Below are 13,853 nucleotides of genomic sequence, written 5' to 3'. Positions count from 1 at the left end.
AGCTCAAGCTGGGTTTTTTTATATCTATAAGAACGCGCTGGCTTCAACTCATTTATTGGTAAATTGTGATTGCACCATCACTATATGTTTGTATAGGCGGTTTTTCAGTATTTTAAATGGCGCTGGTTGTTGTAAGCCTGTGTATTTCCACTCATAGTATTCTTTCACTATAAAGCCCAGTGCATTACTGGCCTGTGGTGTTAACTGCGGTTGAATGCGCTGACTAAATTGTTGCAGTGTTTCATTCTCAATACGGGATAGTTTTTGCTTTTCGAATAACTGAAACAGCTTATCTATCCATTCCATTTCATCTGACCCTTTTGCTTTTCGTTTGGGTATAAATAATAAACTAATAAACAAACCAATAATGACAAAGCTGCCAATGAGTGCATAGCTAAAGCTTTCTGCTTTCATATTTCCGAATATTTTTTTCAGTAGTGATTTTTGCCTTTCTTGGTTGTAACTCAATATGGATTGATCCCAAGTATGATCAATATTCGCCATTAATAGCCTTAATTGATTAAATACGGCATATTCTTTTAAGTTGGTGAGGGAAAAGGGTGATTGCTGTCTAAATTCTTGTCTATTTTGCACCATGCTTAGCAGGCCTGATAATACCCTATTCGGCGCGACAATAGCTGTTGGGTCAATGCGCATCCAACCTTTGTCATCTTCCCAAGCTTCAACCCAAGCGTGTGCGTCAAATTGATGTACGCTAATCACATTGCCAGACTGAACTTCCCCTCCTTGATATCCCGTGACAATTCGAGCCGGAACGTTTGCAAGGCGCAACATGTAGGTGAGGGCGGATGCATAATGCGAACAAAAGCCGGCTTTCTTTTCAAATAAAAACTCATCAATCGGTGCCGATTGCATCAATGGTGGCGACAGTGTGTAGCGAAAATCACCGTATGAAAATGTCGCCTTTAGCTTGTCTATCTTCTCTTGAGTCGTCATTGAGGTATTGATGTTTTCACTAACAAATTCGACGGTCTCGGGATTTCCGGATGACGGTATTTGCAAATATTGAGACAGATTTTCGTATCCTTTATATATGTTTAGAGGCTGTTCTACAAATGATTTAACAGCGTACAAGCCTTGCGTGTATAAAGGGGTTCTGCCGGTTAATTGAAATTGTTGGTTGGTTAAAATAGTTTGCATAGATAAGCCTTGAATTAAAATTGGGATATCTAATGAATACAGCCATTTTGTTGATGTCGGTTGAGCTATCACAACATAGTCCAATGCCTGGCCCTTAAATTCTATCATTTGTGGACCATCGAAACTTTTATTTGTGTTTGAAATGGACCAGCTTTTGCCATCAAATTCGTCCAATACAATAGCACGCCAATAGCGTTGTTGCGGAGATGGCAAAGGCCCGGTAAATTCGGCCCTAAAAACGAGCTCATCCGACTTTGCTAAATGGGCAATGTCACCCGGTGTCATTTTTTCCGACAAGCCGGTTTTGTTAGATTGGTTAACCGGCATTTGCCATAAAGGGGACAATTTTGGGGTGACAAAAAATAGCAGAGCCGCCACTGGTATTGCTTGTAAAAGAAGAATAACCGTATGCTTTGAATATGTCTTAAGGCCTGTCTCTTTAATTTTAATAGCGTGTAGTACGCAAAAAATTAAGATGATAAGAAATGCGTAAAACAAACTATTGAGCAAGCTTTGATGAAAAATAAGACCACACGCAACCAAAAAAAGCTGGATCGACGCTACCATTTGATAGTCGCCAGTGTGATGTAAATTGAGAATTTTTAAGCAACAAGCGACCACCAATAAATTAATCATGGTGTTTAACAAGCCATAATCGGCCGCTAACCAAATTAAAATTGAGATACACAGTAGTGCTAGTAAATTCAATACTGAATTTTTCAGTGGGCTACTATATGCAATTGATTTATATAAAGTAATACAAAATGAGCAGGCACATAACACTAAAACCCAACCCATGAGTGGTTCTATTAGCGACAATATTAAGGCAGCGAAAGTACCTAATATGGTTAAGGACGCAATTTTGCGATTGTAAACTTTAATTTTTTGCATTTTACGATAGCCCGGTTTGGCTAACATCAATGCCATTATTGATACCATTATTAATGCGACCATTACCATTCTCATCTAAAGTAAGGGCATGTTGTTTGTAGCGATACAGTGCAATAGCTTCAAGGCATTGCTGTTGATGCGGTATACCTGTATTTGGCATTATTTGTTGTTTTCCAATCGAAAAACCGAAGTTAGCATCTTGCTTGCTTAAAGCGAGTATTTGAAAGGTAACTTCGCTTAAAGCCTGTTCAACGTTATGGTTAAAATAATCGCTAAAATGCAACCAACCCGATATAGCTGAGCGTTCACTAAAATCTTTACTAAATAAACCTTGGCCTTTGGCAAAATGTTTCCATGACACGTGATGAATAGGGTCCGAATCGCGATAGTCTCGGATCCCCTGTAGGTCGTCTGAGGTGACTGCGACACCTGATTTATTACCTGTGTTGCCCTTAGAGTTCTGCTTGCGTAATTGTAAACCACATGGGATAGGTGCTGGAAAAACGAAAAACTGACCGGGTACGGTGAGGTGTGACCAACATCTAAATAATCCGAATGGAAAAATACTTTCAATCGATACTCTACCTAGGTGATGTAATCCTCTTGAAAAAGGACTGATCGCGATGATGTTTGAACCATCTTCTAAGTATTCATACACGGGATAACGTTTACTAAAAATAGCGATATTAGACAGCGAGTGTAGCGCGGATCTATTTTTCTTATGCGATAAATCAAGTTGTAGTTGGGCATACTGATTAGAAAAACAATTGGCCACCGGGCGAAAGACAATATGGAATTGCACAAAGCTAACATAACTATGAAACAAGGCGAGTAGCAGAAGCGAGAACACAAAGTAACAGAACATCAAAATGACATTATTCTGGTAATTTGTGCCTAGAATGAACAAACAACTCATCAAGCCCACAATGGCCCAGCCAAAGCGAGTTGGCAAAATGAACGTATTGTTTACATCCAACTGATAGGAGTGGCTCGAAGGAATACGTTTATCTAACCATCTGTCGACACGTGCTTGAGTCCAGGACTTCATAAAAATTTCCTAAGCGGCAATAGGATCGACTTTTTTCAGTAGCTGAGCGCTCAGTAAAGTCGCATTGTGAGCGTATTGATCTTGGCCTCTGAGTCGGTGTTCAGTGACCGACGGGAAGATCATTTGAACATCTTCCGGAATGACGTAAGTTCTATCATGCATAAAAGCAAAGGCTTGTGCACAATGATAAATGGCTTTTGACGCTCTAGGAGACAATGCATTTGGATATTCTGGATTGTCTCTAGTTGCATTAACCAAGGCTAAAATATAATCAACGACCGGTTCACTAACAACTACGTTAGTCACTTGTTTCTGCATATCCAAAAGCTGCTCCGCATCGATAACGGTTTTACTAAACAAACGGTCATCGTTACTTAATAACATTGATTTTTCTGCTTCAAAGTTAGGGAACCCTAACGACAGTTTCATAGTAAAACGGTCAATTTGTGACTCGGGTAACGGATAGGTACCCGATTGAAATAAGGGATTTTGAGTCGCTATTACAAAGAAGGGCATTGGTAATTCGTAACTGTTACCGTCAATTGTGACCTGGCTTTCAGCCATCGCTTCAAGTAATGCACTCTGTGTTTTCGGACTAGCTCTGTTTATTTCGTCGGCTAATAATACTTGATGAAATATAGGCCCTGGATGAAAGCTAAATTGATGTGTGTCAGGTTCATATATATTGACGCCTAGCATATCGGCAGGAAGTAAGTCTGAGGTAAACTGGACTCTTGCATAGTCCATGCTTAATACGGAGGCTAAGCATTGGCTCAATGTTGTTTTACCCATACCTGGCAAATCTTCTAATAACAGATGACCTTTCGCCAACAAGCAAACAAGCGCCAATTGTATTTGCTCATCTTTGCCTTTGATTTTTTGTTGTATGGCTGTAACACAGCTTTCTATATCTTTTCGCATCTGATTGTTATATTCGCCATATATTTTTTGCATTAACCATTATTATCTCGAGTGTAGTTGAATTAGCTGAAAACTACTCTTACCAGATTAATACCTATGTATGTATGTTTTTTTTGCATTTAAAGGTAATATATTGACGTAATAACAGCGTCGAAAAAGGAAAATTATGAGTCTTCACCCTATGGCCGGAAAGCCTGCTACACAAGATATGCTAATTAATGTTGCACGTCTAATATCTGATTATTATTCTTTGCTGCCTTCAGTTGAAATCGCCCAACAAAGAGTTAGTTTCGGCACCTCAGGGCATCGCGGATGTGCTTCTCTAATGACTTTTAATGACATACATATAGCGGCCATTTCTCAAGCATTGGTTGAGTACAGAGCGGCAAATGATATTACTGGGCCAATATTTATCGGTATGGATACTCATGCGCTTTCGGAAGCGGCAATGACGACTTGTATCGAGGTATTAGTGGCTAATCACGTTGATATTGTCATTCAGGCAAATAATGGCTTTACGCCCACTCCGGTCATTTCGCACTGTATCTTGGATTATAACAAGAGCCGAAACAGTGGTTTTGCCGACGGTATTGTGATTACGCCGTCACATAATCCGCCGTCTGATGGCGGTTTTAAATACAATTCTCCACATGGTGGGCCAGCTGACTCAAATGTCACCAATCATATTCAAAAACGAGCAAATGAAATTATTGCCAGCGGTGGTCAGCAAGTTAGAAGAATAACCATTACAAAAGCAATGCAATCAAGTCAAGTGACGCAGACTGACTTCGCCACTGCGTATATAAAGGACTTAGACCAAGTCGTTAGTATGTCGGCCATAGCTGATGCAAAATTGAAGCTAGGTACCGATCCATTAGGTGGTTCAGGCATCTATTATTGGGATCGAATTGCAGATCAATATAACCTGAATATTGAGGTCGTGAATAATAAGGTCGACCAACAGTTTAGCTTTATGCACTGCGATAAAGATGGAAAGATTAGAATGGATTGCTCATCGTCAAGCGCAATGGCGGGTCTTATAAAGCTAAAAGATAATTTTGACCTAGCGTTTGGTAATGATCCTGATTTTGACCGTCATGGCATCGTGACGCCATCCGCTGGTTTGATGGATCCAAACAATTATCTCGCAGTGACAATTAACTACCTATATCAACATCGTCCACAATGGTCTAGTGATATGCAGGTAGGAAAAACGTTAGTGTCAAGTAGCATGATAGACCGTGTTTGCTCTAGCCTAGGCCGCGAAGTCAAAGAAATGCCTGTTGGCTTTAAATGGTTTGTTGAGGGCTTAAATGCACAAACTATTGGCTTCGCTGGCGAAGAATCTGCTGGCGGTATCTTTTTGAGGCACAATGGAACGCCATGGGCAACCGATAAAGATGGTTTTATTATGTGCTTATTAGCGGCTGAAATGACTGCCGTTGTTGGAGAAGATCCATCTCAACAATATCAAAAACTAACTCAAGCACATGGAACCCCATGTTATACACGAATTGATGTTGCTGCCACATTGGAACAAAAAAATGCGTTGTCTAGTATGACAACCGACGTAGTGAAGACAACAAGATTAGCGGGCGAAAGAATTATTAATGTACAAACACATGCGCCTGGCAATAACGCCGCCATTGGCGGTGTAAAAGTAAGTACAGAAAACGGTTGGTTTGCTGCTAGACCCTCTGGAACTGAAAATGTGTATAAAATTTATGCAGAGAGCTTTTGTGGTGAAACCCATTTACAACAATTAGTAAAAGAAGCCGAAGAATTGGTCGCCTCAGTCTTGGAGAAAAGCTAAATGTTACGATATGTCATTTTTATTGTTATTTAAATGTAAATATATTTCATAAATGAGAGTATTTGAGTTATAAATACTAATAAATTTACACTTAATTAACAATTTGTCTGTATTTCTATGAGAATTAAATGGTTTTATTTCAGTTCTTGTAATAAAATTACAGGCGGTTATTTTCAATTAGAGAGATAAAATAATGGCAAATTCCAATAAAGCCAAAGGTTCGTCTGTACAAGCATCTGCAAAAAAAACTGCAAACGCTGCTCCTGTGAAAGCATCGACGGCTAAAGAAACAGCAAGAAAATCAACAAAAGCTAAATCTGCTGACACTTCTTCAATTACATATTCGAAAGCGCAAATTAAGCAGTCAATTGTAAAACATTTGCATTCAACGCTCGGAACTGATGAAAATAAAGCAAACAATCACGCATGGTGGAAAGCCACAAGCGCAGCAATGCAAGAGCTTGTATTAGAGCGCCTGCGTACAACTCAAAAAACTCACTATATAAATGATACGCGCGCAGTTCATTATTTTTCTGCTGAATTCTTAATGGGACGGTTACTCTCTAACAACATGCACAACTTTAATCTGTTTGAAACAGCGGATGCGGCGTTAAAGGAGTTAGGGGTTGAATTAACCGACGTACTCGAAGAAGAACCGGATATGGCCTTAGGTAATGGTGGTCTAGGGCGTCTTGCCGCTTGTTTTCTTGACTCCTTAGCCACCATGGATTTGCCTGCAATTGGTTATGGAATTCATTACGAGCATGGTTTATTTCGTCAAGAGATAAAAAATGGAGCACAAATTGAGCGACCTGATAGCTGGAGACATTATGGAAATCCGTGGGAAATATGCCGCCCTGAATCAATTCAGGAAGTACCTCTATTTGGTTATGTTGAAACCAAATATGGAGCAAATGGTCGGGTTAAAAAAGAATGGCACCCTGGTAACATAGTCAAAGGTGTTCCGTGGGATATTCCTATCGTGGGTTACGGTGCAAAAACTGTCAACGTGCTGCGTTTGTGGCAAAGTGAGTCGTCGGACTATTTCAATTGGGATGTATTTAATTCCGGTGGTTATGTTGATGCTCAGCGAGAGAATATACAAGCGGAAACTATTTCAAAAGTATTGTATCCGAATGATGAAACCAGAGCGGGTAAAGAGCTGCGTTTAATTCAGCAGTATTTCTTTTGTGCTTGCTCCTTGAAGGACATTATTCGTCGTTATAAACGAGCCCATGGAGATGATTGGAGCAGATTTTCTGAGCAGGTTGTTATCCAACTCAATGATACTCATCCCGCGATTGCCATTCCAGAACTAATGAGAATACTGGTTGATAGAGTAGAGCTTGATTGGGACACAGCGTGGGGTATTTGCACCAAAACATTTGCCTACACAAACCATACTTTGCTACCTGAAGCATTAGAAAGGTGGCCAGTAAGAATGATTGAAAAAATCTTACCAAGGCATATAGAAATTATTTATGAGATCAACCATCGTTTTCTGTCGCTCGTTGAGAAAAAATGGCCTGGTAACAATGTGATAAAAGCCAAACTTTCTATTATTGAAGAAAGTACAGAAAAAATGGTTCGAATGGGTAACCTTTCGGTTGTTGGCTCATTTGCCGTTAATGGTGTGGCCGAAATTCATTCGAAATTAGTTAAAGAGAATCTGTTTCCTGAGTTTGAAGCACTTTGGCCGGGCAAGTTAAAAAACGTAACCAACGGAATTACGCCTCGTCGTTGGTTAAAGGCATGCAACCCTCTATTATCTGAACTTATTGGAAAGAAAATTGGAAACGATTGGCCGTCCGACTTAACCCGTTTAAATAAGCTTTCAGAGTTTGCTGACAATACCACTTTCCAGAATCAGTTCATGAAGGTAAAACAAAAAAATAAAGAAGCACTGGCTGCCGAGATAAAACATCTGACCGGCATTAGTGTCGACACGAAAGCTATCTTTGATATTCAAATTAAACGTTTACACGAATATAAACGCCAACATCTAAATTTAATACATATTATGGCATTGTATAAAAGGTTGTTAGAGGATCCCAGTTACGATATGCATCCCCGGGTTTTTATTTTTGGTGCAAAAGCAGCTCCAGGGTATACCTTAGCTAAGGATATTATTTTTGCGATTAATAAAGTTGCTGACAAAATAAATAACGATCCACGTGTAAATCATATAATTAAGGTCGTATTTTTACCAAATTATCGCGTGTCACTTGCTGAAAAAATGATCCCGGCAGCCGATGTATCTCAGCAGATATCAACGGCAGGTAAAGAAGCTTCAGGCACGGGAAACATGAAGTTGGCGCTGAATGGTGCAATTACTATCGGTACATTGGATGGCGCTAATATAGAAATTGCTGAAGAAGTTGGTGATGACAATATCTTTATTTTTGGTATGACAGTGGATGAAGTAACGGAACTGTCAAAAAAAGGTTACAATCCATTTGATATTTATTACCATAATAACGAAGTAAAGGCAGTACTCGATTGGTTAGACACTGACTACTTTACACCGGGCCAACCAGGTGCTCTTTCTTCATTGAAAAACAGTATGTTATCAGGTGGCGACCCATATATGTGCTTAGCTGATTATGAATCGTATAGCGAAGCTAATAGAGCCCTCAATATCGCGTATAGAGACAAGTCAAGATGGGCTAAAATGGCTATTCTGAATACAGCGAAGATGGGTAAATTTACGTCAGACCGCTCAATTGCTGACTACGTAGAACGAATTTGGAAATTGACCCCTTGTACCGTTGAATAATCCAAAAAAGTGTTTGCAGGACAACAAAAGCCAACTTCTTGTTGGCTTTTGTTGTGAAAGGTTTATCATGGAGTCTGTTTTGTTGTATAATAATTAATCAATATAGATTCAGCAGCCTTTATATTCACCTTTTTTCGGCGAACCATTTTTTATGATCCAAAAGCACCAAAGTTTGTCCACGCTTTCTAACAGATATCACTTCATCGATATGATTGAAGGCATTGCAGACTCAAATTCTTATTTTTCACTAATGCTTGTGGATGTCATGCGTTTTTCAGATGTATCCTCTGCCTTTGATCACAAAGCTGGTGATGAAATTTTACTGCAAATTGTTAACCGTATTCATGTGATATTCGGTCCGGATTTGATCCTAGGACGGGTTAGTGGTGATATTTTTGGCTTAGTGTTTGAAGGGCGCCAAAGTGAATCGGTAATGAGAACAAAGTTTCAACGCCTCATTGAACATTTTAAAACACCTTTATATACCAATGGAACTGCATTTATTGCCGACTTCAACGTTGGTATTGCAAGCCGTACGCATAAGAATGTGACAGCTACAAAACTGATATCCTTAGCTGAAGCTGCGCTGAAACAAGCCAAAAATAATAAGCATCAGAACTGCAGCTTTGTAAATGATAACGAAAACTCAGTGACGGGTAGAGGTCTAGCCTTAAAAGCAGACTTGACTCGTGCAATGAAGAATGACGAATTAGAACTTTATTTTCAACCAAAAGTTAATTTACTGACAACCAAAATTATCGGCGCTGAATGTCTGCTCAGATGGAATCACCCATTGGATGGTGTTTTATTTCCGGGTTCGCTTATTGAGGCCGCAGAAACGTACAATATGATGAACGAGCTTGGGCATTGGACAATATCAAGTGCGCTGAACAGAGTGGAGCAATTAAACAACGTAGGGATCAATATTTCTATTTCTATTAATTTGTCACCTAGCCAGTTATACGATGTTGGTCTGCCAAAGTTATTATCAGACCTGATCCAACGCCATAAAATACAGGCAAATATGATCGAGCTTGAATTAACTGAAGATGTTGCATTATCTAACTCTCTAATGGTGAAAAGGCAGTTAGACGAAATACGTGTAATGGGTTTAAACGTGTGCATGGATGATTTTGGGAAAGGTTACTCAAACTTGTCGTTTCTTCGTGACTTACATTTAAGTGCTATAAAAATAGACAAGACATTTGTTATGGAACTTGAGCAAAATCCAGTTAATAAAGCGATCGTTGAGGCAACAAAACTTATCTGTGATGCTAAAAACTGTGAAGTAGTTGCTGAAGGAATAGAAACTGTTCAGCAACTAAATATTCTAAAAGAGTTAGGGATCTACAGTGGACAAGGCTTTTTATTTTCACCAGCAGTAAATTTTGACTCCTTTATCAGGCTTTGTGAAATCGGCAATTTTGAACAGGTATTGGCAGATAAGATACGAACAGCAGCAGGTTAATGTTATCATTAAAACGTGTTCAATCATTTTAGTTAAGAGACATGTTAACGAATCCAATTAGCTTCTTAGAGCGCTCAAGATTTTCACCTGAGTCCCTACAAACAAATAACAAATTTCAACTCAATAATGGCACAACAGTAGAAATTTGTTGTCCTGGTATCATCACATTTGAGCCGGCCTTTATGGGTGTGGCAAAGACAATTTTACTCTCATCAGGTGTGCATGGTAATGAGACCGCGCCAATTGAGATCTGTGATAAATTGGTCGAAGACTTACTGAGTGAAAAAAAACAATCAAACCATAGAGTTATGTTTATATTTGGTAATTTACCTGCAATGAATATAGGCGAAAGGTTTATTGAAGAAAATCTAAACAGGTTATTCAATGATTCGTTATCTACCGACAATCAAGAGCAAATACGTGCGCAAGAGATAAAGCGCGAAGTTAAGCGTTTTTTTAATACTGACTCTGTAGTGCCCTCATCACATGCAGTTTCAAAGCGCATTCATTATGATTTACATACAGCGATAAGAGAATCAAAAAACGAGAAATTTGCAGTTTATCCCTATCTGCATGGACACGAATATAACAAACAACAGTTACAGTTTTTGTCAGCCTGTGCGGTTAATACAATCCTTCTTTCGCAATCACCGACATCTACTTTTAGTTATTACACCTCGCTTAATTACTGTACGCATGGTTTTACTGTTGAGTTGGGTAAGGTAAAGCCTTTTGGTGAAAACAACATGCAGAGCTTCACTCACGTTATTGATATGTTAACGCAGCTTATCACTCAAAAAGAGCTTGTTTTACCCGCGCTTAAAGAATGTCAAATGGATATATATGATGTTAAACAGGTTATTGATAAGCGCTCTGCTGATTTCGCATTACACTTTGCCGACAATATTCCTAATTTTACTGGTTTTAAAAAAGGCACGTTATTAGCCACCGATGGTGATATTGAATATCGAACACTTGAAGAAGGTGAAGCGATAGTTTTTCCAAATTCAAATGTGGCTCTCGGTCAGCGGGCATTATTAACGGTGGTGCCTTGTGATATTTGAATTAGATAAACGTTTGCAGAGTGACAGCTTCTGGGTATGCAAATTATCTCTTTCTCAAGTTCGATTGATGAATGACCGGCAATTTATTTGGTGCGTGTTAATTCCAGAAATCAATAATGTGACAGAAATTATAGAGCTGAATGAAGCGCAACAATCTGAGCTATGGAAAGAGTCTGCAATGCTCAGCAGGGCGTTAAAAAATGGCTTTAGTCCGGACAAACTAAATGTAGCCGCTATTGGCAACATTGTTTCGCAATTACATGTGCATCACATTTGTCGCTTTAAAGTTGATATTGCTTGGCCTTCTCCTGTTTGGGGACGTCAGCCTATGATTGACTATCAGGAAAATAAACAAGTCGCGTTGAGTGAAAAGATTTGTGAATTATTAACGCAGCAGCAAGCTATCTAGGTGGTTTGCGTATATAGGCTGGCAACATCAGCGCTGCTTACCGTTGAGTAAGGCTGCAATCGTACCAACAATGAAGATCATTGCAATTACGGTACGATAACAATTGCCCAGTCGAGATGCTCATTGAATCCCTTTATTTAAGGTGTAACGCTCAAACAATGTATTGAGATGCAACAAGACAGTATCTAAGCCCAAAATGTCTGATTCAATTAATTGTTTACGTAATAACTCAACTGAAAATGATGTAATGATGCGCGCCGCAATTGGTGTATAAGACAAATGCCAAGGTTCAGCCGCAACGCCGCCAACATATTCTGCATAAGGGCGCTCAAAGTCAAACTTGGCCGCATTACCTTGTATCCATTTGGCTAAATCAGCACACGGACCATCGCCCTCATATTCTTGCGGAACAAGCTCAAAAGAAGCACCACACGCATTAACTTTGCTGCGGTCAAATACATCAAAATCAGTGCCCCAATGGTGGCGACTTCCACCGGGAAGCGCGGAGAAGAGTAAAATGGCATGCATTTTTTGTGTGTCATCAAGTGACGCCGTATCGCGTACACTACCATCGAGGGTATTCAACTTTAGTTCGCCTTTCCATTTTCTATCCCAAATACTGGCTTGTTTTGAAAAGCTACGGTAGCTGCTAACAATCTGTAAATCATGACCTTCCAGCTTGGCGGCGTCTTGCATTTTTAAAAAGGCACTGATAACGGCTGGTTGCAACTGATGTTTATCATCAATATAAACCACATGTTGATTATTTAGGCCAAGTATTTGTTGTACTGAAATCATGCTAAAACACGAACCAATGTTGCGTAATATACGTCTTCCAAGGTCTCTATATTTTCAATACTAACGCATTCATTCAATTTATGAATGGTTGCATTTTCAGGACCTAACTCAATAACTTGTGCACCCGTTGGTGCAATGAAACGCCCATCTGAAGTACCTCCAGCCGTAGATAACTCTGTGTCTATTCCGGTTACCTCTTTAATGCTTTCAACAACAGCGTCAATTAATGTGCCTCGGGGTGTTAAAAACGGTTGCCCGTTAAAGGTCCATTTAATTTCATACTCAATGCTGTGCTTTGCCAACAAGGCAACGACTCTTTCAATCAGTTGTTGGTCAGTAACTTCTGTTGAAAACCGGAAGTTAAAGCAAATTTCAACTGTGCCTGGTACAACATTGCCAGCGCCTGTCCCTGCATTGATATTTGATACTTGAAAGCTAGTTGGTGGGAAAAAATCATTACCTTGATCCCATGTTGTGGATGCTAACTCAGTCAACACTGGCGAAATTGCATGTATCGGGTTTTTTACCAAATGAGGGTAGGCGACATGTCCTTGTATACCTTTAACTATGAGGTCGCCAGTTAACGAACCACGTCGACCATTCTTGATAGTATCACCGGTTTTTAGCGTGCTTGAAGGCTCACCTACAATACAGTAATCAATTTTTTCATTTCTCGCTTCTAAGGTGTCTATGACTCTTGTTGTACCATTGATGAAAGGACCTTCTTCATCACTGGTAATCAGGTATGCAATTGACCCTTTATGATCTGGATAGTCCGTTACAAAGCGCTCAGTAGCGCAAAGCATTGCGGCTAAACTGCCTTTCATATCGGCAGTGCCTCGACCGTAAATAAAACCATTATCGATGGTTGGCTCAAATGGTGGATATTTCCACTTCGCTGTGGGACCTGTTGGCACAACATCTGTATGCCCAGCGAAGCAAAAAACTGGCTTGGCCTTGCCTTTGCGTGACCACATATTAGTTGTATCTTCGAAAACCATGATTTCATTTGTAAAGCCAAGAGGAGATAAAATGGCATCCATATAACCTTGGCAGCCTTTGTCATGTGGCGTTACTGATTGGCGCGATACTAAATCGAAGGTTGTTTTAATTACATCACGCATTAGGCAAACACCTTGCTGTAATTGTCGGCACTAAATCCAACAAAATAACTGTTTTGGGTATGCAAAATAGGGCGCTTTATCATGGCTGGAAGTTCAAGCATAAGTGCGAGTGCTGCCTCCCTATCGATATTGTCTTTTTGTTCCTCGGATAATTTACGAAAAGTGGTCCCACGTTTATTCAACATACTTTCCCAACCGACTTTAGCTTCAATGTTGATTAACCACTGTTGGTCAAGACCATCTTTTCTATAATCATGAAATTGATAATCTATTTGATTAGATTCAAGCCACTTCTTTGCTTTTTTTATTGTGTCACAGTTAGATATACCATATAGCGTTGTCACTTTTTTTGTATCCTTCATATTGGTGTGTTTATCAAT

At 39.6% G+C, this 13,853-nt stretch carries 11 protein-coding genes; 5 read left to right on the top strand and 6 right to left on the bottom strand.

Going from position 1 to position 13,853, the window contains the following annotated elements:
* Positions 1-48: 48 nt before the first annotated feature.
* From G399_RS20085 to G399_RS0103250, 3 genes are read right to left on the bottom strand one after another with little or no spacing between them, the layout of a single operon-like run.
* Positions 49-2,115: a transglutaminase TgpA family protein gene (locus G399_RS20085; RefSeq protein WP_211229852.1), complete on the bottom strand. Its 2,067-nt coding sequence runs from the start codon at positions 2,113-2,115 to the stop codon at positions 49-51.
* Positions 2,054-3,100, bottom strand: a complete 1,047-nt coding sequence (locus tag G399_RS0103255) for a DUF58 domain-containing protein (RefSeq protein ID WP_006012398.1) — start codon at positions 3,098-3,100, stop codon at positions 2,054-2,056. The genes G399_RS20085 and G399_RS0103255 overlap by 62 nt, the downstream gene beginning before the upstream one ends.
* A gap of 9 nt (positions 3,101-3,109) precedes the next feature.
* The gene (locus G399_RS0103250) at positions 3,110-4,021 is read right to left on the bottom strand and encodes an AAA family ATPase (RefSeq protein ID WP_026843408.1); all 912 of its coding nucleotides are present in this window, start codon (positions 4,019-4,021) and stop codon (positions 3,110-3,112) included.
* A gap of 166 nt (positions 4,022-4,187) precedes the next feature.
* Here G399_RS0103250 and pgm point away from each other — a divergent pair, with 166 nt between their 5' ends.
* From pgm to G399_RS0103225, 5 genes are all read left to right on the top strand, one after another.
* Complete coding sequence (gene pgm / locus G399_RS0103245) at positions 4,188-5,834, top strand: phosphoglucomutase (alpha-D-glucose-1,6-bisphosphate-dependent) (RefSeq protein ID WP_006012404.1); 1,647 nt, start codon at positions 4,188-4,190, stop codon at positions 5,832-5,834.
* Positions 5,835-6,027: 193 nt separating this feature from the next.
* Positions 6,028-8,610: a glycogen/starch/alpha-glucan phosphorylase gene (locus G399_RS0103240; protein ID WP_006012407.1), complete on the top strand. Its 2,583-nt coding sequence runs from the start codon at positions 6,028-6,030 to the stop codon at positions 8,608-8,610.
* A gap of 151 nt (positions 8,611-8,761) precedes the next feature.
* The gene (locus G399_RS0103235) at positions 8,762-10,078 is read left to right on the top strand and encodes a putative bifunctional diguanylate cyclase/phosphodiesterase (protein WP_006012410.1); all 1,317 of its coding nucleotides are present in this window, start codon (positions 8,762-8,764) and stop codon (positions 10,076-10,078) included.
* 41 nt (positions 10,079-10,119) lie between these two features.
* The gene (astE, locus tag G399_RS0103230; protein WP_006012413.1) at positions 10,120-11,142 is read left to right on the top strand and encodes a succinylglutamate desuccinylase; all 1,023 of its coding nucleotides are present in this window, start codon (positions 10,120-10,122) and stop codon (positions 11,140-11,142) included.
* The gene (locus tag G399_RS0103225; protein ID WP_026843406.1) at positions 11,135-11,551 is read left to right on the top strand and encodes an HIT family protein; all 417 of its coding nucleotides are present in this window, start codon (positions 11,135-11,137) and stop codon (positions 11,549-11,551) included. Before astE ends, G399_RS0103225 begins: the two co-directional genes overlap by 8 nt.
* Positions 11,552-11,671: 120 nt before the next feature.
* Here the strand turns inward: G399_RS0103225 and G399_RS0103220 are convergent, their stop codons facing one another.
* Genes G399_RS0103220 through G399_RS0103210 form a run of 3 tightly spaced genes read right to left on the bottom strand, consistent with a single transcriptional unit; the run spans position 11,672 to position 13,835 of the window.
* A complete protein-coding gene (locus G399_RS0103220) occupies positions 11,672-12,349 on the bottom strand; it encodes a M15 family metallopeptidase (RefSeq protein WP_006012418.1) in 678 nt (225 codons plus the stop codon).
* Complete coding sequence (gene dapE / locus G399_RS0103215; RefSeq protein ID WP_006012420.1) at positions 12,346-13,473, bottom strand: succinyl-diaminopimelate desuccinylase; 1,128 nt, start codon at positions 13,471-13,473, stop codon at positions 12,346-12,348. The genes G399_RS0103220 and dapE overlap by 4 nt, the downstream gene beginning before the upstream one ends.
* Positions 13,473-13,835: an ArsC family reductase gene (locus G399_RS0103210; protein WP_211229851.1), complete on the bottom strand. Its 363-nt coding sequence runs from the start codon at positions 13,833-13,835 to the stop codon at positions 13,473-13,475. Before G399_RS0103210 ends, dapE begins: the two co-directional genes overlap by 1 nt.
* Positions 13,836-13,853 lie beyond the last annotated feature (18 nt).

The organism is Brumicola pallidula DSM 14239 = ACAM 615 (genome assembly GCF_000428905.1).
Classification (GTDB): domain Bacteria; phylum Pseudomonadota; class Gammaproteobacteria; order Enterobacterales; family Alteromonadaceae; genus Glaciecola; species Glaciecola pallidula.
This window is presented reverse-complemented; position numbering and strand designations above follow the sequence as displayed.